The 19,516-nt window shown below is 57.0% G+C and carries 17 protein-coding genes; 4 read left to right on the forward strand and 13 right to left on the reverse strand.

Going from position 1 to position 19,516, the window contains the following annotated elements; translation table 11 throughout:
- Entirely contained in the window at positions 1-1,479 is a 1,479-nt protein-coding gene (locus tag AGR13A_RS15380; RefSeq protein WP_080837200.1) for an ATP-binding protein, read from the reverse strand.
- 138 nt (positions 1,480-1,617) lie between these two features.
- On the opposite strand from AGR13A_RS15380, the gene AGR13A_RS15385 reads away from it, so the two are divergent.
- Both AGR13A_RS15385 and AGR13A_RS15390 read left to right on the forward strand, forming a co-directional pair.
- Entirely contained in the window at positions 1,618-2,697 is a 1,080-nt protein-coding gene (locus AGR13A_RS15385; protein ID WP_080837203.1) for a DNA cytosine methyltransferase, read from the forward strand.
- The gene (locus AGR13A_RS15390; protein ID WP_080837205.1) at positions 2,672-3,427 is read left to right on the forward strand and encodes a hypothetical protein; all 756 of its coding nucleotides are present in this window, start codon (positions 2,672-2,674) and stop codon (positions 3,425-3,427) included. Before AGR13A_RS15385 ends, AGR13A_RS15390 begins: the two co-directional genes overlap by 26 nt.
- A gap of 385 nt (positions 3,428-3,812) precedes the next feature.
- Here AGR13A_RS15390 and AGR13A_RS15395 read toward each other — a convergent pair whose 3' ends face one another.
- Positions 3,813-4,286 (reverse strand): hypothetical protein, encoded by a 474-nt coding sequence (locus AGR13A_RS15395; RefSeq protein WP_139786077.1) that lies wholly within the window; start codon positions 4,284-4,286, stop codon positions 3,813-3,815.
- Positions 4,287-4,870: 584 nt separating this feature from the next.
- Between AGR13A_RS15395 and AGR13A_RS25220 the strand changes: the two genes are divergently transcribed.
- The gene (locus AGR13A_RS25220; protein ID WP_139786129.1) at positions 4,871-5,119 is read left to right on the forward strand and encodes a DUF4334 domain-containing protein; all 249 of its coding nucleotides are present in this window, start codon (positions 4,871-4,873) and stop codon (positions 5,117-5,119) included.
- A 72-nt stretch (positions 5,120-5,191) separates the two neighbouring features.
- On the opposite strand, the gene AGR13A_RS15405 is transcribed toward AGR13A_RS25220, so the two are convergent.
- The 7 genes from AGR13A_RS15405 to odc2 all read right to left on the reverse strand — a co-directional run bounded on the left by AGR13A_RS15405 (position 5,192) and on the right by odc2 (position 13,362).
- A complete protein-coding gene (locus AGR13A_RS15405; protein WP_080837211.1) occupies positions 5,192-7,123 on the reverse strand; it encodes a hypothetical protein in 1,932 nt (643 codons plus the stop codon).
- Positions 7,123-7,641: an ABC-three component system middle component 2 gene (locus AGR13A_RS15410; RefSeq protein ID WP_080837213.1), complete on the reverse strand. Its 519-nt coding sequence runs from the start codon at positions 7,639-7,641 to the stop codon at positions 7,123-7,125. The genes AGR13A_RS15405 and AGR13A_RS15410 overlap by 1 nt, the downstream gene beginning before the upstream one ends.
- A complete protein-coding gene (locus AGR13A_RS15415) occupies positions 7,634-8,755 on the reverse strand; it encodes an ABC-three component system protein (protein ID WP_308400256.1) in 1,122 nt (373 codons plus the stop codon). The genes AGR13A_RS15410 and AGR13A_RS15415 overlap by 8 nt, the downstream gene beginning before the upstream one ends.
- A 302-nt stretch (positions 8,756-9,057) precedes the next feature.
- The gene (locus AGR13A_RS15420; protein ID WP_139786078.1) at positions 9,058-9,636 is read right to left on the reverse strand and encodes a hypothetical protein; all 579 of its coding nucleotides are present in this window, start codon (positions 9,634-9,636) and stop codon (positions 9,058-9,060) included.
- 329 nt (positions 9,637-9,965) lie between these two features.
- Positions 9,966-11,207 carry an MFS transporter gene (locus AGR13A_RS15425; RefSeq protein ID WP_080837220.1) on the reverse strand — a complete coding sequence of 414 codons (1,242 nt, stop codon included), beginning with the start codon at positions 11,205-11,207 and terminating at the stop codon, positions 9,966-9,968.
- Positions 11,208-11,410: 203 nt separating this feature from the next.
- A complete protein-coding gene (locus AGR13A_RS15430) occupies positions 11,411-11,980 on the reverse strand; it encodes a GNAT family N-acetyltransferase (protein ID WP_080837222.1) in 570 nt (189 codons plus the stop codon).
- Positions 11,981-12,228: 248 nt separating this feature from the next.
- Positions 12,229-13,362 carry an ornithine/lysine decarboxylase gene (odc2, locus tag AGR13A_RS15435; RefSeq protein WP_080837224.1) on the reverse strand — a complete coding sequence of 378 codons (1,134 nt, stop codon included), beginning with the start codon at positions 13,360-13,362 and terminating at the stop codon, positions 12,229-12,231.
- Positions 13,363-13,898: 536 nt separating this feature from the next.
- On the opposite strand from odc2, the gene AGR13A_RS15440 reads away from it, so the two are divergent.
- Entirely contained in the window at positions 13,899-14,792 is an 894-nt protein-coding gene (locus tag AGR13A_RS15440; protein WP_035228200.1) for a LysR family transcriptional regulator, read from the forward strand.
- A gap of 233 nt (positions 14,793-15,025) precedes the next feature.
- Here AGR13A_RS15440 and AGR13A_RS15445 read toward each other — a convergent pair whose 3' ends face one another.
- The 4 genes from AGR13A_RS15445 to AGR13A_RS15460 form a co-directional block, all read right to left on the reverse strand.
- Positions 15,026-15,979, reverse strand: a complete 954-nt coding sequence (locus tag AGR13A_RS15445; protein WP_035220741.1) for a substrate-binding domain-containing protein — start codon at positions 15,977-15,979, stop codon at positions 15,026-15,028.
- A 90-nt stretch (positions 15,980-16,069) separates the two neighbouring features.
- On the reverse strand, positions 16,070-17,071 hold the full coding sequence (locus AGR13A_RS15450) for an ABC transporter permease (RefSeq protein WP_080837230.1): 1,002 nt from the start codon (positions 17,069-17,071) through the stop codon (positions 16,070-16,072).
- 38 nt (positions 17,072-17,109) lie between these two features.
- Positions 17,110-18,633, reverse strand: coding sequence for a sugar ABC transporter ATP-binding protein (locus AGR13A_RS15455; protein ID WP_080837234.1), 1,524 nt, complete (start codon positions 18,631-18,633; stop codon positions 17,110-17,112).
- A 192-nt stretch (positions 18,634-18,825) separates the two neighbouring features.
- Positions 18,826-19,446: a TetR family transcriptional regulator gene (locus tag AGR13A_RS15460; RefSeq protein ID WP_080837237.1), complete on the reverse strand. Its 621-nt coding sequence runs from the start codon at positions 19,444-19,446 to the stop codon at positions 18,826-18,828.
- Positions 19,447-19,516: the final 70 nt, after the last annotated feature.

Consider the following 19,516-nt stretch of genomic DNA (forward strand, 5'->3'; position numbering starts at 1 on the left):
TCACGTCTCCGTTGCGCGCGCTTCGGCCGCGCCGGCTTCGGCGAGGTCAGGTCGGCTGGCAAACTGGGGTAATTCAAGAAGTCGCATAAGAGCCTCGGCGTTTGATACGCCGCCGCTTCTCTTGAGAGTGTAAAAAATTGTCTTCGCAAGCTGAATCAGAGATTGTTCTTCTGGAGACAGCGGTGTCGGTTGCGGCGTCGCCGCGGTCGCCGGCTGCATCGGCGCTGTGTTGTCAAGGAGATCGAGAAGCAATTTGAGGGACGCGCGAGATGCTTCCGTCGTCTCCGCCAGCGCCTGCCTCACAAGGGGATGTCGACGATTGATGGTGAACCGCGAGGCCGTGCCTACGTCTTTGCGTTTCCAAAGTCCGTCTCCGCCGACCAAAATCTTCGAGGACTTGCTTTCGGCCGCGGAGATAGAACGCCCCATCCTCCGTACGTGGTCGGCAAGTTGCACTAGGCGGGGGCGAAAAGCGACGGGCGGTCGCGCCGTCGACTTCATTAAATCGAGACCCCAGTCAAGGTCAGCTGCATTGGAGATATCAAGCGAAATACGGACGTTTTTGAAGGCGGCGTCCTGTTTCCATTCTTGAGTCCCCTTGCTGAGACCCAACCAGCCACCGCCCAGGACCAGACGGTCACCGCGATAGAGATAAAAACCCTGGGCGGGTATCCAACCTTTGGGACCTCCTGCGGACTTGAACTCCTCGTCGGTGAGGAAGCGTTTCGAGGGTAGAGCATGTCCCTCGAAAATCACCATCCGGTTGTTTGGTCCTCTGATGTATTCAATGCGCGTCGAGGATCGTTGCGGATGCCCGGCCATCAACGGGTCCCACGGCCGTACCTCACTTCCGTTTATCTTGATCTTCAACGTTCGTCTTTCTAGGAAACGGTGGAACGTCATGGACAGGTGTCCATCGACCTCACTGACGGCTTGCCAAAAGAGGTCGCTAGAAGCCAAGGTCCCGGAATTGTTCAACGTATCCAAGCATTCCCACAATACCACCGTTCCGCTTGTGTACCGCGCGATGGTATCCAGCCTTTCGTCAGAGCCAGGCCTGGCGTCTTCCAATACCTCCCACTGGTCGGTCGAAAGAATGTGGTCCAAATCAATACGTCGAGTAGCGGGCGGCCTGCCCGTCATTTTTGACCGCACCGTGATGCACCGGCATTGGGACCAGCTTGCGAATTTGAGACCGAGTCCAAAACGACCTAAATCACCGGGTTGCCGTTCCTTGCTTGGGTCACGTCCAAAGCGAACCGCCTCCTGCAGCGCCGACTCGACCATGCCACCACCGTCGTCGCTGACTCTGATATACGAGAGCTCTCCGTTCCAGAAGAACGACACTTGAACTTCCGTCGCACCGGCGGACACGCTGTTGTCCACCAAATCAGCGACTGCTGTCTTCAGGCTGTATCCCAGATTCCGCAATGACGGAGCGATCTCACTTGGATAAGGGGTAACATCGTGTGCGTTCATGCTTCCCAAGACCAAGTTCCGTCCGGTAGATTTGAAAAGGATTGACACAGGAATCAGCTGCCACGACTCTACAACCGGTGAGCTGCAAGGTGATTCTAGTCAGCATCGTATTAGTGGCAATTTGTGATTGGAAGCGGAATGATTGGCATCGACTTATTTTCAGGAGCTGGCGGCATGTCGCTCGGTGCTGAAATGGCTGGTCTTAAAACAAAGCTTGCGATTGACTTCGATGCGTCTGCATTTGCCAGCTACGCCTACAATCATCCGGATACCTTCGTTTTGCAGGCTGACGTACAGAGCCTGTTGAACATTTCCGTTCCATTCGACAGCCGCGATATAGTGGTCTTCGGTGGGCCACCGTGTCAGGGATTCTCCACATCAAATCAGAAGACACGGTCTGTCGAAAACGACAAAAACTGGCTCTATAAGTCGTTCATCAACTTCGTGAAACGGATCAGACCTGGTTGGGTAATTTTTGAAAATGTCCGCGGAATCCTCGAGACCGAGGGCGGGATGTTCGCCGAGCAGGTAGAGGCAGATATTAGAGGATTAGGGTATGGCACGACCAAGGGGCTGCTGAACGCGGCCGAATTCGGCGTACCACAGGTTCGATCGAGGTTTTTCCTTATCGGCCGTTTCGGCGAGGATGCGCCCGCGCTCCCCTCGCCGCCTCCGGGAACCGCGCTTGTGAGCGTCGATGAAGCGATCGCCGACTTGCCCGAGCTTGTAAACGGAGCAAGCGTTTCCCGCCTTCCCTATCGCGGGCCTGCCGTGTCAACCTACTCCCGGTTGATGCGGCACGGAGCTCTCGAAAGCGAAAATAATATTGTGTCTCGAAACTCCGACTATGTGGTGTCGCGTTACCCCTACATCCCCCAAGGGGGCAATTGGGCGGACATACCAGAAGAGATGATGACCAACTATCAGGATCGCACGCGTTGCCACACAGGAATTTACCGCCGTCTCCGTCCGGATGCTCCGTCAGTTGTGATCGGAAATTTCCGAAAGAACATGCTGATCCATCCCCACCAGGACCGGGGTTTATCCGTCAGGGAAGCAGCCCGTCTTCAGTCCTTCCCCGATAGCTTCGTCTTCAAGGGTTCAATCGGATTTCAACAACAGCAAGTCGGGAACGCAGTCCCACCTCTTCTGGCAAAGAGCATTTTCGAGACGGTCCTAAAGGCTCATCGCAATGAACCCCAAGACATCGCAGCTTGAATCTACCCCAACAGGCTACAGCGAATGCTATCTGGCATTCATCGACGTCTTGGGATTTTCAAGCATCATCTCGAAAACGGCGTTGGAACCCAAGCTTATCACTGCGGTACATGAGGCTCTGGACGGAATCACTCGGCGGGCGAAACTTGCGAGATCGCCAGAGATCGGCATTCAGATCACCAGTTTCTCAGACAACGTCGTGATTTCGATACCCGTCTCTCCTGCGGGCTTGTTTCACATCATGGGCTTGATAAACAATTTCAGCCAAGAGCTACTCAGTCTGGGCATGCTTTTTCGGGGTGCTATTGTCAGAGGATTCATCCTCCATACAGCCGAGGTTATTTTCGGCCCCGCTCTAGTCGAGGCTTATCAACTAGAAACCAACATCAGCTTGCATCCTCGCGTTATGCTTAGTGACAATGTGATGGCCGACGCAAAGGCATACGTCGTACAATCAAAAGATCGGAACATGCTCCTTCAACGGTTGGTAAGAGAGGACGCCTACGACGTCCCTTATCTAAATCTGTTTGCTGACTGGAACGACGACAATGACGCTTGGAAGCCAGAGGCGATCGCAAAACTGAATGTTCTGAGGGCCATCATCGAGCGGGGACTTTCAGAAAACAAAAGGCGTCCGTCCATTGCGGAGAAGTATCGTTGGATGGCACGCAGGCTAGACGCGTTCATACTTGAGAAACGACTAGGGTCTCATGTGCCGACGATCGGCTAAGGAAATTAAGTTTTGCTGGAAGCAAAGTTAACCTACGATACCGGTCTACCGTGTATGACTCTGATCATAGACCGAAGCATTATATGAATATGTCCCACGGCCGAAACTTGTACAAAGCTGTCAATATCCAATCGGGCCGAAGGAGCTTCTGCCCGCCATTCGAGGCTACCGATCATAGGCTAACCTACGAATATTGGAGGATTGCCGCGCTCATCAGTCGTGTAAGGTGAGTCACCGACAAGCCTACCGTAAACGCCGAGCGGGTTCAGTGCATCACGTGCAACCATGCAGTCGGATCAAACTTCTCTGTCAGGTCAATAGAGGGCGTAGCGTTCGGCCCGAAAAAAATACGTAGCCCCAGAGGATCAACTCCGGGGCTACGATTCTAGTAGCAATAGAACGATGCAAGGAACGGGCTATGCTGCTCATCCTTCTCTCCCTCATCCGCGAGAAGAGCCTTGAACGACTGCGGGTGAGTTTCGATCAAACGCTGAAGAACTTCGGCATCGAAGGCTCCCATGGGTTCGCCGTCAGGACCATCCAAGTCCCACATCGGTAGCGTTTCTTCCCAGATCACATCGGCGTAGCGGCCCAACCAGTCACCATCGGGCGCATCTTCGAAGGTTAGTGATCCACTCTTCCGCACTGTGACGATGTCGCCAAGGTTACCCGGACGCTGCTCCAGCCATTCTTTCACTTGATCATAGATTTCGTCAGGTCCACCCACGAAGCTGACATGGAAGCGATCCTCGTTTCCATGCTCAGAGATATTTCCTTCGGAAGCTGAAGCTACCGTGTGAATATTCCGACCACGAATGTCTTCTTGGCGACCAGTTCGGGTGAGATCGAGATTCGGCATGATGTCTCCTTGTTTGCCGTTAACCATCGTCGTCTTCGACGATGTATGGACTCGGCTAAAGAGACATCTTCTGACTGAGAAGCCAGAATAGTGCGGCCGGCAAGGATGTCTACGTCCAAGCCATGGAGGGCATCAAATGCAACCGACTGGTCAAACGCCGGGATATGATTTCGGGTCTGATGCACATACTGCATAGCTCATATCCTCCTTCTCTGCGACGTCGCCCGGTTACCAATGTTGTTGATACTGGAGCACATCGGAACGATGCCTGCAAGCAAGAAATTCAAGCAAACCTTTGTAACTGTTGACAATTGAGATGTTCCAAAATGGGATTGGCGTCTTGCGTCATCTCGACTTCGATCAAATCGGTCACCGAGGGAGACGTAACACCCGCCTGATCTCACCACGAGCTCGCTTGATCCAAATATGCTCTCGATCACAGAAGCGTCCGAGCGAATGGGAATCCACCGGATCAGTCTGCTTGCAAAAAACGTCAGAGGCGAACTCAAACGCGTAGCACTCAGTGGGCGGCCCTTGCTCCTCGATGACGTTATGGTCCATCCGTCGGAACTAATGAGCACCAAATTTTCCGACACTCACGTCGTCAACACCGAACTGACTACTTCAGAAGGATCAGTGAGAATGAACTGGCGGGCATGATGGTCGTACGGGGCGATGAGCGCCGGTACTTCTTTTCCCTCAAACGCGTTCTTGCTTCAACTCCAGGAAAATCGGCGCTGTGTCCCAGGCCGTATGCGGTCCTATCGACTATCACGACCGCGGAGGGTGGGTGCGCTTACACGAAAACCGCTTCATCGAACTTCTCAAACTGAGCTGTGGCAACATCGACAATCACCCTTCCGGTCTGCAGCCAAGCGAGAGACCTACCGCCACGTCATTCCTTATTACTTGTTTGTGGCACGGTCGGGAATGAAACCCCTCCGCTCGCCTGGCTTAGCCCCAAGGCCGGCGAAAATCTGTAGGTTCAGTTTGTCGGCCAGCTCAGGTGGCGGCTCCTTGTTGTCGAGAACGATTATTTGCATAGACGGATCGACAGACGCTAAGCTCTCCCAGAATTTGGGCTCAATCATAGGCTCAATCCGGCCATCGTCAGTTTCAACGTCCGTTTGACCGCGACCTTGCTTCACAGTCGTCAGCGGAGAGTCGAGCACAATAAATCCCGGATGCGGCTTTCCGCGGCTGCGGCAATATCTCAACAATGCCACCGAAATAGCCGCATGCATTACTGCTCGGAATCCCTTTCCGTGAGCACGACGGACTTTCCCATTGACCTTAATGTCATATTGGCTTTCCTCGAATTCGACTCTGACGTCGTCTTTCCAAGACCAATCCTTGAGGACCGCTTCGATCTCCTTGCACAGTTCGGTCGTGGCCATGGGATCGAGAGGAGCCCATTTCAGCTTCTTGTGGGGCTCCTCAATAGCCTTTTCAAGTTCCGCCTTCATCCTCTCGAGCTTCGCGGCTTCGGAGCGGTCGGCGCGAGCTGACTGTAGATCAAGCCGCTTCTTCACTACGTCGTCCAGCGATGCTTTGGTCTGTTGACGGGCAGGGGCTAAAACGGCGTCTTGTAGTCTGTCGATCTCCTGTAGCCGGGCGGCGTCTTCACTTGCGCCACGCTTCCAGTCATCGCGCCTTCGTCGCAGGTCGAAGATCGCGTTTTGCAGATCAGCCTGCAATCCACGTATCTTGGCAGCCTCCGCCGAAGCCGATGCATAAACCTCTTCAGAGCTGAATTTAGGTCCAAGATGATCTGCGTGGTCGTGGTCCGCTCCGTCGAGCGATTGCCCGCATAAGGGGCAAGCGTTGGTCTGCAGTCCATCAAGGTAGTAAGAGCCTTCCGCAATGAAATCGAGACGCTGGAGGTCGGACAAATATCTTTCGTCAAGCAGCTTATAACGGGTCAGCATGGCATCGAGGGCGACAACCTGTGTCTCGGACTTCACAAGCGACTGGTAGACGGTTCCTCTCTCTGACTGAAGCCGCGAGCGCTCGGCCGCGTTTCTTTCAAGAGCTTCCGACAATCTGTTGATGGTATCTTCCAGGCGGTTGATACTCTCCTCTTCTTCATCTGCCTTCCGCTCCTTCAGACGAGCGTTCAAAGGTGCAATTAGGTCCGCTAAGAGATCGCGTTGCGCTTGAAGCCGCGCAGAGACGATTTCTCGCTTTTCCTGGGCGACGATACTAGCGTCGTCTTTTCCGGTTAAGAGATACGAAAACATGCGCTTCTCTGCCGTGTCGCCGAACCCACCCCTCAAAATGGGAGAGCCTTCGGTGATGATGTCGTTTTCATCGACAAGGAATATCGGTAGCATGGTACGGATTGACAATCGCTGGGTCTCGCCGCCTGCATTCTTCCGCAGCGTCACTGTCTCAGGCAGCCCGAAGAACGGAAACACCCTCGAAGTGACATCGGGCACAACTGACCGCCCCTGGCGCTTCGAGGCGAGGATTTCCACCTGATTGTCATCGCTGCGAACCCGTTCCTCATCGGGGCGAGGCGCTTCGAAATTGTCGTCGCCGATCACGTCGCAGATGGAAAGGGAATAGGCGAGTACCTCGCCACCCTGAAGACTTCGCTCCAGAGTGAGAACCTCATCCTCGGCGTTCCTGAATTCGAGCCAAACCGTCTCGTAGTCGGCAGCTTCATCAATCGTCTTTTTTAGCTCATCTGCACCGAGGACATAGTCGACGAGCCTCGCGAGGTAGCTCTTCCCGGTATCGGAGTCGCCAGAAATCACGTTTGGGCCACGATTGAAGCGTATCATCGCGTCGAGCTGGCCCCTCCCCGTCATCCGTATCTCAGCTATTCGCGACATCAGAGAACAATATCCTTCACGGCTGCAAGGGCATCGAATTCCGCTCCCCACTTTCCCACCTGGTCCGCCATGTAGGCCTGTAGACGGTCATCGGTGTATGAGTCGAACCTCTCGGCTACCCATTTGGCACGATCCCGCAAACCTTCGGCGTAACTTGTCTTCAGAAGTCCGACAAAAGCGGATGTGAGGTCGGAGCCGGAATAATAGATTCCGCGATCAGTCATGTGCCTGACTACAAGCTCTCTCGCGCACATCAGGGATAGACCGGTATTGACGATCTGCCGCTTTATAATCCATTCCACTCCGCGGTTCGGCACCGCAGGGTGTAGGCTCGGACGCGACCGGTCGACGTCTCCGGAGTGAACGACGAGGTAGTCGTAGCTGATGAGGCGTTGAACGTCGAATAGAGCCGGCTTGGATGCTGACAATATGAACAGCAACCGAAAACCGCATTCGACTGGAGTGTTGAACAAGCGCGGTGGTTGCGGTCTTGTTTCAGCGAGCGCGGCGTTAGTCATTCTGGCACCATTTCGCTATGCCGTCGTTCGCCAGATGATGGCATATGCCTTCACGATCCAATGGTTCCATGTGAGGCTTGAGAACGTGTGCGTCGATCTCCTGATGTTGGGCGGCTTTGACCGTCGCAGTTAGACGTTCATGACCGCTGGCCGCCGGACCATTGTAGGTATGATATAGGCCGTCCCCGAACTTCTTCACCAGATCATGAAAGAATTCGACGTGTTGCATCTGATCATGGGCGAGGCGTTTGAGCCCTTCAGCGCTGTAAAACGTGATGCGCGAACGCTCGAACAATGTAGCGGATTTGCGGTGGGTCGCGAAATCAGCTTGTTCTGTCACCGGCGCGGAAATCATCTCGCTAATCACCTCGTAAAGCTGCCGAACGTACCCGCGCTCTTCTTCCGCAATTGTGGAAGGCGGAGTTGGAGGAGGACCTCGTTCACTCAGCTTTTTGCCAAAAACTATCTCATGGAAAGTAGTCTCGGCGTGTTCCTTGAGTATATCAAGGGGTTGCTTGATCTTGACTATCGAGAGGTCGATGCCCTCCACAAACTTCAGTAAGTCGCCTCCAAGCTTGATGACCGATTTACCGACAATCTCCTTAGAGCAATAACTGTCCCAGTTCGCGATCAGCTCGGCCTTCAGGTTTTTAGGCTGATCTACTAGGTCCTGGAAATCATTCGTGACCCCTTTGTGGGTTACGAACCAATACTCCTTCGGCATGGAAAATTTGCCGATAGACGCAAAATACAGAACCTTTCCTATCTCAGTTAGGCCGATCTTGGCACCGATCTTTCCTTTATAACGCTTGCATTGGTACAGATGCCAAAACCGATCCGGAGCGCCCGACGCGCCAAACCACACGACGATGTCACGGCCCTTGTCGCCTGCACCGCCGCGTTGCTGGACATCAGTTACCCCCGCAAGCTTTTCCTTCAGATAACCATGGGCCCATTCGAGCACAAACCGCTCGAACTCATCTGGGCTGAACAGCCCGAGCCTGTCGAGTGGCTTGACTGGAAGACCATAACCGACGCCAACACCGAGCAACCGGGCGTTAGCACCTGGCCATTTTGTAGGAGCATCAACAGCTTGAAGATCGTCTTTTTGCAAGATTATCCCGCCCGGTATTCTTGATTCCCAACATACCGGCGCTATTCAGGCGGCACAAGCCAGAGATGTGTTGGCGGCGATCTACAAATCAACTAATCGCTTTTTGGGAAGGAAGTCGTGACGCCCGCCGTTCGCTCATCTAATGGATTATCACCAGATGAGCGAACGGCGGGCGTGTACGCGGCGTGGCTTGTTTTGTGTTGTCAGCTAAATGATTGGCCGAGTATGCGATCTATCGCTCGGCAACCCAGACGCTTGGCATTGCCTCAACTAAGCACCCTCGTACCCGAAAGCATTAGCTCTTAAATGCGGTAGGGGTCCGGATGTATCAGGTCCGACTTCACCGTCGCGCCCACACGGGCAATCGCCTCCCCCAATAACATCTCAATCTCGAACAGATTTTTGGACCCCAGGATAACCGGATCGCCTACCAGCCCGAAGTGCGTCAAGCCGTCATCCACGGATCGGTCTGCATCAATCCACGCACTCGCGATCCGCGAAGTGTCTGCTGACGGTTTCACACCATGACCCGAGCGACCTGCTACGAGTGTGACAAATGCTCCCTCGTTGCCTTCGTAAGATTGCTTCAAAACAAAGACGCCCTCTACGAACACTTCGCGCTTCTCGTCGAGATAGGGGCTAGCCCCCTCACGGAAGCGAATTAGAAATGCGTTGTCTTCGATCCCGAGGTCCGAAAATGAAACCTCACGGACGTCATCAATCGTTTCGGGAAGGTCGTCAAAATCATATTGGATCGCACCTTCCGCAGTCCACTTCCCGATCACTTCAGCGTGCAATCGGGTGCGTGCTGTTTGATCTTCAAAATGGTCAAGTATTGCTCGATTGCTGGGTTTTGGTTCTTTCGACCACGGATCGTTCATTGGCTCTGCTCCTTGAATTCGATTTAGAACCAATCATCGCTTGCCACGCAAGGGACAACGCCGCGCGCTGAGGAACGGCACTCGTCTACCGTGGCTGAAAGGTAGAATTTCGGGAACTGACGTCGATCAAGAACTTAAAAACAGCAAAAATTTCGACCAATTTTTGTTGTTCGAAATCAATACGTTGTGGATTTTGGCCATTTCAAGCTGACTCCCCGGTCAAAATGACGTGCAAAAATACCCTCATTTAAGTATTTCCCCGGTCAGATTCCGTGACTCCGCACACATATTCGCACATGATCGCGAAATGGCGGTTGAGACGCCATGTTTCAGAAGCGCAGCCGGAACAAACCATATAGTGCCAGAACAGTGCAAATCGCCGCCCCGACCAGATAGGGCAGATGGAGCGCGGCGATACGGCCAAGCGCGGGCTCGGCAAGGGTGACGAGCAAACCTGCGGCAAGCGCACCGAACGACATCGCGCCCCAGCCGAAAAACCGGTAAACCGAATTGACGCGGCCGAGCAGCTCATCGGGAATGCGCCTTTGCCTGTAACTGACCGTCACCACATTCCAGAGCATGCCGGCTGCGGCCTCGAAAAACAGGCCCACCGCCACAAGTGGCACGGAGCCGGACAGGCCAAGCGCCAGATTGAACAGCGCGAAGGTGCAGAGCGCCAGAACAAGGCTTTTCCGCGCGCCCAGCCGTTGGGCAAGCCAGGGTGAGGCCAGCCCGCCGAGAACGCCGCCGGCCGCACCACAGGTCAGCAACACACCATAGGCTGTCGCCGACAACTGAAGCACTTCCTGCGCATAAAGGACAAGGATCGTCATTCCGCCGATGAAAACGGCATTGATAATGCCCAGCATGAGGGCAAGCCGCAGGATCATCCTGTTATGCCGCATCCAGCCAAGCCCCTCCCGCAATGCGGGCCAGAAGGCAAAGGTGCCGGACGGTTTGCGCGGCGGCAGCACGATCAACCAGATCAGCAGGGCGGATGCCGCATAAAACCCGGCATCCAGACCGAAGGGAAAGGCGATACCGGCGGTAATCAAAAGGCCGGCCAGTGGCGGGCCGATGAACTGGCCCGTAACCTGTTCCGCGCTCCACATCTGGCCGTTGGCATGTTCGAGATCACCGGGGGCAACCAGTGCCGGCAGGATCGTCTGCGCCGCATTGTCCCGGACGACCTCTGCGCAGCCAAGCAGAAAAGCGATCACCGCCAGCGAAAAAATCCCCGTCATACCGGCATCCGCCGGTCGAGGAAGCGCCGTGGTGGCGGAGATCATGGCAACGGCGCAGATCATCAGCGCCAGCCGGGCCAGATCGGCCCGCACCATCAGCAGGCGTCGGTCGCTCCGATCCGTCCAGACACCAACAGGAAGCGCAAAGAGCAGCCAGGGCATCCTCTGCGCCACCGCAATCATGGAGATCAGCAGCGGATCGCTCGTCAGCAGCGTGGCAAGCCAGGGTATCGCCACCATGGATATGCCATCGGCAAGATTGGATACGGCACTGGCGGAGAAAAGAAGGCGGTAGTCGCGGTTTACACGAAGAAGAGTTGCCTGCATGCCTGATCCCCGCTGCTGAAAATCACACCGGAGCACATACAGGCCGACACAGAAAACGGGCAGGCTTTACGATATCGCCTGCCCTGCAAACCGGCACCCAATCCGATATCGCAGCTTTGCATGAAAGACTATTTTGCGGAAACAGAATTTCCGGCGGTCCGGTCCCGGCATATAGCTGGGCCGGACCGGCGGCACTGTTCGTCTCAGGCCGAGAGCCTGCGTCCGCTTGCCACCAGAAGGCCGGCAGCGCCTTCCAGCCAGCCAGCCTTCAGTTCCAGCGCCAGGAAACGGCTGCGCTCGAACGGGCCGGGCATGATCAGGTGCTGGGCCTTCTCGGCGAAGAAGCCGAAACGCTCGTAATAGGGGGCGTCACCAACCAGAAGAATGGCGCCGTGGCCGCGCTTTGTGGCTTCGGAGATCGCCGCACGCATCAGCGCCGAGCCGATGCCCTTGCCCTCATGGGCGGCGTCGACGGCCAGCGGACCGAGCAGCAGCGCTTCGACGACGCGGCCTTCGCGCGAAATGCCGGCTTCGACATTCCACAGGCGCACCGTGCCGATGACATGGCCATCCTCATCACGGGCAACCAGCGCCAGGCCTTCGGCCGGAACGCGGCCGGCACGCAGCTTTTCGGAAGACTTGCGGCGGCGGCCGGCGCCCATGGCGCGGTCCAGCAGGTTCTCACGGGCAACGACATCGCCCGGATTTTCCTGATCGACATGAAATGTCTGCGGTGTGAAAAATGCCCGTACCGAATTCAAAAGAGCGGCCATCCTTGGCCTCCCGTCACACAACCGCCCACACGCGGCCCTTGATGAAAAATGGTGGAGCCGTTCCGGCCCGCCGACACGCTTTCCTCGGCTGGAAGAGGAGCAGCAAGCAGGGATTTGCGCAACAGCACAATCGGCAGGGCCGGAACGGAAGCTTGGTCGAGACGCCGCCCTTTTCAGCGGACGGCGCTCGGACTTTTATCGAAGCATCGGATTTCCCGAAAACGCGTTATGCTTTTCGGTCGGATACTTTAGATGACGTAGGCTTTCAGCGGCTCGAAGCCATTGAAGGCAACCGCCGAATAGGTCGTCGTATAGGCGCCCGTGCCTTCGATCAGAACTTCGTCACCGATGGTCAGAGAGACCGGCAGCGGGTACATGTTCTTTTCATACAGCACGTCGGCGCTGTCGCAGGTCGGACCGGCCAGAACGCAGGGCTGCATCTCGTCCTGATCGCGCTCGGTGCGGATCGGGTAACGGATCGCCTCGTCCATCGTCTCGGCGAGACCGCCGAACTTGCCGATGTCGAGGAACACCCAGCGGTGGTTGTCATTGTCGGACTTCTTCGAGACGAGAACAACTTCCGCCTTGATGACGCCCGCATTGCCAACCATGCCGCGGCCCGGCTCGATGATCGTCTTCGGGATCTGGTTGCCGAAGTGCTTGCGCAGCGCCGCGTCGATTGCCTGGCCGTATTCTTCGGCAGCCGGAACGTCACGCAGGTACTTGGTCGGGAAACCGCCGCCCATATTGACCATCTGCAGGTGGATGCCCTGCTTGGAGAGCGAAGCAAAGACCCGCTTTGCATCGGCCAGCGCCGCATCCCATGCGTCGAGATTCATCATCTGCGAACCGACATGGAAAGACACGCCATAGGATTCGAGACCCAGCTGATGTGCATAGACCAGAACATCGACGGCCATCTGCGGCACGCAGCCGAACTTGCGCGACAGCGGCCATTCGGCGCCCTCACCATCCGTCAGCACGCGGCAGAAGACGCGCGCGCCGGGAGCGGCACGGGCAACCTTCTCGACTTCCTCATGGCTGTCCACGGCGAAAAGATCGATGCCGAGCGCATGGGCGCGGGCAACATCGCGTTCCTTCTTGATGGTATTGCCAAAGGAGATGCGGTCGGACGTTGCACCGGCATCGAGCGCCATCTGGATTTCAGCCACGGAGGCGCAATCGAAGTTGGAGCCGAGCGAAGCGAGCAGCTTCAGGATTTCGGGAGCCGGGTTTGCCTTCACGGCATAATAGATAGCGCTGTTCGGCAGGGAGTGCCGGAACGCGTTGAAATTGTCGCGCACGACGTCGAGATCAACCACAAGGCAAGGGCCTTCGGGACGTCGGGTCTTGATGAAGTCGAGAATGCGTGCAGTCGTCATCGATATATTCCCTATAAAACCGGCTCCGGAAAATCCGGAGGACAAAGGACGCTCGAGATATGCAGACGAATCAGCCGGTGGAGGCGCAGATTCGATAGCATACGCTCAAGGCGCAAATGTGAACGACGCCCTGCCAGAGCATCATTCGGCTTTGTCTGCCATCGATTGGAGGGATTGACCCGACCGCACTTCAGGCAATGATGGTGTGCCTCTTCAGTACCCCGGCTGATGGAAAGCCGGCAGAGAACCAGAAAGGCCCGCACCGTCGTTGCTTCATATGTCCTCGCATTTTCCGGTTGGCCGGAATAGCGACTGGAGGGGTTAGTTCCAGGTACCTTACCTAAATCCTCACCACATCGAGGAATCGGCGGACACACATGGGCACGTGCGACTTTGGGCAGCCCGTGAAATAAGAATATTCGCAGTCATAATCAAGAGGATTTTTTCATCAAATCGCGGATTTTTTCGGCAGCGAATTTAGGGTTGAACAGTCAGCCCCCAGCGTTCAATTATATGGAACGAACCGGAGGATTCCCATGGACACGCTCACCCGCATCCGCGCCTTTATCGATGTTGTCGAAGCGGAGGGTTTTTCCGCCGCTGCGCGCAAGACCGGGCGTTCCAAGGCGCTTTTGTCCAAATATGTGCGGGAACTGGAAGATGATCTCGGCGCGCTGCTCCTTAACCGCACGACAAGGCAGTTTTCGCTGACCGAGGCCGGGCACACCTATTATCGCACCGCGTCCGACATTCTGAAGGAGATCGACAACCTCGCCGATCTGGTGCGTGAGAAGAATGCCGATCTGAAAGGCAAGCTCCGGATTTCGGTTCCCCGCACCTTCATCGACGCCGATGTCGGCCAGAGCCTGATCGATTTTGCCAAGGAAAATCCGGAACTGTCGCTGGAAATCGTCGCCGAGGACCGATTCGTCGATCTGATCGAGGAAGGTTTCGACCTTGCGGTTCGAATCACGCGGCTGGAGGATTCGGGCCTCATCGCCCGCAAGCTTTCCGATTTCCGGGTCTATGCGGTGGCGACGGCGGATTTTGTGGCCCAGCATGGACCGCTTGACGGACCGCAGGATTTCGCCCGCGTTCCTTTCATCATCGACACCAACACCCGCTTCCACAATACGGTGCGTTATCTCGAGCCGGATGGCGGCTCGAACTCGGTCGCCATCAGCGGACCGATCGAGGTGAACAGCCCGCAGGCGACACTGCGTGCCGCCCGCGCCGGGCTCGGCATTGCGCTCGTGCCGGATTTCATCGCGAGACCCTATATCCAGTCCGGTGAACTGGTGACGCTGTTCGATGACTATATTTCCAAGGATCGCGGTATTTATGCGGTCTACCCGCATCGCCGCTACCTGCCCGCCAAGGTGCGCAGCTTCGTGGATTATCTCTCGGCGTGGTTTCGCAAAAACGGGTGACGTAGCTGACGCTCCCCGAGCGTCATGCCGGACTTGATCCGGCATCCAGCCACGGCGCGTCTGCGCCGTGAAAGGACTCTCCCGCGATCAAGGACTTGATCGCACTGGACCCCGGATCAAGTCCGGGGTGACGGAATGGGGATGCAATCGCCTCGCCAAATTCAAGCCTCGGCAAAACTTTTAGCAGCATCGACGCCCGCCTTCCAGCGGGCATCGCGTGGCCGGACCCCTTATTAGAACGGCGAATCCGGGAAGTAGAACTGCTTGGCATTGTCCTTGGTGATCAGCGTTGCGTCGAGAATATACTCACCCGCAACCGGCACCTGATCATAGAAATGCCCGGCCGTCAGCTGCATGGCGGTCGCCACCATTGCCGGCGGATAGAGCACGTCGACCGGCACCAGCTTGTCGCCGTCCATGACCTTCTTGATCATGTCCTTGGAACCGGCGCCCGCAACGATATACTGGATATCGGTGCGTTTCGCCTGCTGGATCGCCTCCAGAACGCCAATCGCCATGTCGTCATCCTGACACCAGACCACGTCGATCTTCTTGTATTTGGTCAGGTAGTCCTGCATCACGCGGAAGGCGTCGTCGCGGTTCCAGTTGCCGTATTGACGGTCGAGAACCTTGACGCCCGAGCCGGCGATACCCTTGTCGAAACCGTCCTGACGCTGCTGGTCAATCGGGATAGGCAGACCGCGAATGACCACAACTTCAGCGTTCGGCGTGGTTTTCTTGATGTATTCGCCCGCCACCTGGCCAAGCGCCGGGTTGTTGCCGGCAACATAGAGATCGCGGATCGAATTGTCGTTGACGCTCGGCGCGCGGTCGACCAGCGCGACGAAGGTGCCCTTGTCCTTGATCTCCTTGATGGCGTTGACCAGCGGATCGGGATCGGATGGCAGCACGACCAGCGCATCCAGCCCCTGCACGGCAAGGTCCTGAAGCGCGTTTGCCTGGTTGGCGGCATCCGGCGAGGTCTTGACGATGACGTTCAGACCCGGATGTTCCTGCATCAGAAGTTTCGCCACCCGCTCGGCATGGTAGACGACGCCGGCCGTCCAGCCGTGGTCGGCCGCCGGAATGGATACGCCAATGGTGACCTTCTTGTCCTGCGCATGCGCTGAACCCGCAAGCACCGTGGCCAGCGCGGCAAAGGCCACGCCGATGAATTTACTACGCATAGTCTCTTTCCTCCCAAGACCGGGGCGTTCCTCCTCTTACAACCGCGCCTGCCCCACATAACGCGGCCAAATTCCCCATCGCTCGCCCTGCTATCTGCGGCTGAGCGAACGCTGCACCAGCATGGCGATGATGATGATCGCACCCTGAATGGCGCCGATCAGATATTCGCTGACGAAGTTCGACAGGATCATGATGTTGCCGACGATCTCCAGAATGAAGGCGCCGCAGATCGTGCCCCAGATGCGCCCCACCCCGCCGCGCAGCGCGGTTCCGCCGACAACGACGGCGGTGATGGCCTGCAATTCCCACAACATGCCTGTCGTGGCCGAGGTGGAAGCGAGACGCGGCACATAAAGCAGCACCGCCACCGCAACACAAAGTCCCTGCACGACATAAGCGATGGTGCGGACCCGCGCGACCGAAATGCCGGAATATCGTGCGACATCCTCGCTGGAACCCACGGCTGTCAGATGCCGGCCGTAACGGGTACGGTAAAGCACGAAGGCGGCGATGGCGGCCGTGACGAAGATGACGATAACAGGCACAGGCACGCCGAAGACGTTGCCGAAATAGACCGGGCGATAGAGTGTCTGGATTTCCGGGTTGCGCAGCGTGATCGCACCGCCCTGCGACAGCCAGGTGGTCAGCCCGCGATAGATGCCCATGGTGCCGAGCGTGGCGATGAAAGGTTCGATGCGGCCGATGGTCGTAATGAGACCGTTGGCCAGCCCGCAGGCCGCGCCGATGGCGACAGCCAGCGCCATGGCGGCGAGCAGCATCAACAGCGGACTGGCGATGACACCACTGTTCATGAACAGGATCATCAGGCTGGCGACGAAAGCGACCATCGCACCGACGGAAAGATCAAGCCCGCCGGATGTAATGACATAGGTGGCGCCGAGCGCAATGATGGCGATGAAGGCGCTGCGGGTAACGACATTCAGCAGATTGTCGATGCCGATGAAATTGGGATTGGCGATGGTGCCGAGAACCAGAAGCAGGGCCAGCGCCACAAAAGGCGCCACGGCGCGCAGATCCCAGTCCTTCGAGGTCTTCGGCGTCTTGCCGTTATCAAGTGCGGCCTCAGTCATGTTTCCCCTCAGTATTTTTCCCCTTGCGCATGATCACCTCAGGCAACCTCCTGCGTGTGAACGCCCGTCGCCAGCGCCACGATGTCGTTTTCGGTCATGCGCTCCCCGGTCACCTCGCCGACGATCCTGCCCGAACGCATCACCAGAATGCGGTCGCAAATGCCGATCAGCTCCGGCATTTCCGAGGAAACGACGATGACCGAGCGCCCTTCATCCGCAAGCCCGGCAATGAAGCGGTAGATCTGCTCCTTGGTGCCGATGTCGATACCCCGCGTCGGCTCGTCGATGATGACGATGGACGGATCGAGCAGCATCATCTTGGCAAGCAGCAGCTTCTGCTGGTTGCCGCCGGAAAGCTGGCCCGCCAGCAGATCCTTGCGCCCGGTGCGGATATCGAAATCGTGGATCGCCCCGTCGAGCGCCGCCGTCTCGCGGCGGGTGTCGATCTGGAACAGCCGGCTGAATTTCTTGAGCGAGGCCAGCGTGAGATTGATCCGCAGATCCTTGGTCAGCAGCAATCCCTTGCCCTTGCGGTCCTCGCTCAGGTAAACAATACCGGCCTTCAGGCTGTCTTCCGCCTTGGCGAAATGCACGGGTTTGCCGAGATGGCGGATCGTCCCGCGCCCCGGCCGCAGGCCAAGAACGCCCTCCATAAGCTCCGTTCTGCCTGCCCCAACGAGACCCGCAAAACCGAGAATCTCGCCTTTACGAAGGCTGAAACCGGCATCCTGTGCGTAGCCTGGAACGGTAAAATGCTCCACCTGCAAAACCGGCTCGTGTTCGCCACCGGCGTGCCGGTCCGGATAGAGCTTCGCCACGTCGCGCCCCACCATCAGCCGCGCCATATCCGCCGGCTCGAGGGCCGATATCGGATGGGAGGCAACCAGCCTGCCGTCGCGCAGCACCGTTACCCGGTCGGCGATCTCCTTCACCTCCGGCAGGCGGTGGGAAATATAAAGTACCGCCACACCCTTCGCCCTGATGTCGCGGATGACGTTCAGCAGCGCATCGGTTTCAATGGGGGTAAGGCTCGCGGTCGGCTCGTCGAAAATCACCACGCGATGCGGCACCAGCAGCACACGGGCGATCTGCACCAGCTGCCGCTGGGCAATCGACAGGCTGCCAACGATGGCGTCCGGATCGATCGTGCCGCCAAGATCGCCGATTGCCTTGCGGGCGCCCTCGCGCATGGCGCGGTCGTCCACCATCGGACCTTTGCGCAATTCGCGCCCGAGATAGATGTTCTGCGCCACCGTCAGATCCGGTGCCAGCAATATTTCCTGATGCACGAGAACGATGCCGCGATGTTCGGCATCCACCGGGCCGCTCAGCGTAACGGCCTCGCCGTCAATCTGGATTTCGCCGCCCGACGGCTTCTCATTGCCGGCAAGCAGCTTCATCAGCGTGGACTTGCCAGCGCCGTTCTCGCCAATGATGGCGTGAACCTCGCCGGCGCGCACCGCGATCTCAATATCCTTGAGAACCTGCACCGGACCAAAAGACTTCGACAGCCCGACCGTCCGGATAAGGGCCGGGTCTGGAGACGCTTCAGCAAAAACCATGTGCCGTCACCGATATCCGGTGCGAACGGACGGCGCTTGCCCCTTAATTTTATTTGAAATGACCATCTGCGAACTCCTCCCAAAGCTCGAGAAAGAAGCTAGCGTCCGTTTTGAGGTACGTAAAGCAAATTTCGCTGGTCTTTTAGAATACACTTAAATTTGACTGCGCCAGCGGGTGCAAAAATCCAGTCATCACGCCGGAAAACGTTGAAAACCCTTCATCAGACGATGCACGGCCTCCGCGCCTTCCCTGGCCAGATCGAAACGCTTGCCAAAAAGCAGCCAGTCGGAACACATGCCCTTTATCAGCCAGTAGATCGCATCGAGTGCCGATTCCGCTGTCCAGTTGTCATTGAAGGCACCTTCGGCCTCCGCACGCTCGAAAACCGCCTCGAGGCGCTCTTTCTGGGAACGGTCCAATTCCTCCTGCGCGTGCAGAACCGGTGCGAACTCATCGGAATAGTTGGTGCGCAGGCTGATGGTCATGATGCGCTGGCGCTGTTCGTCTCCCGCCAGCAGGGCCAGCCACTTGCAAGCGGCTTCCTCGATTTTGGCGAGAAGCGCCAAGCCTTTCAGATCGGGATCGTCGAAATCAAGCAGATCCGATTCGGGCAAGGCGACCGATTCATAAAGCCCGATGAAAAGGTCGCTCTTGCTGGAGAAATGCCAGTATATCGCACCACGCGTCACACCGGCGGCGGCCGCCACCTCGTCCAGGGAGCTGTTGGCCACGCCCTTCTTGAAAAACACCCGCTCGGCAGCGGCAAGAATCGCCTGCCGGGTCTCTTCTGCCTCGGCCTTGGTACGGCGCATGCTGATGTCTCCTTCCAATCATGGCACGGTGCCTTCGCACCGTGCCTTCTGCATTGCCAGGCTGTCAGTC

Origin of the sequence: Agrobacterium genomosp. 13 str. CFBP 6927, from assembly GCA_900012615.1 — a bacterium.
Classification (GTDB): domain Bacteria; phylum Pseudomonadota; class Alphaproteobacteria; order Rhizobiales; family Rhizobiaceae; genus Agrobacterium.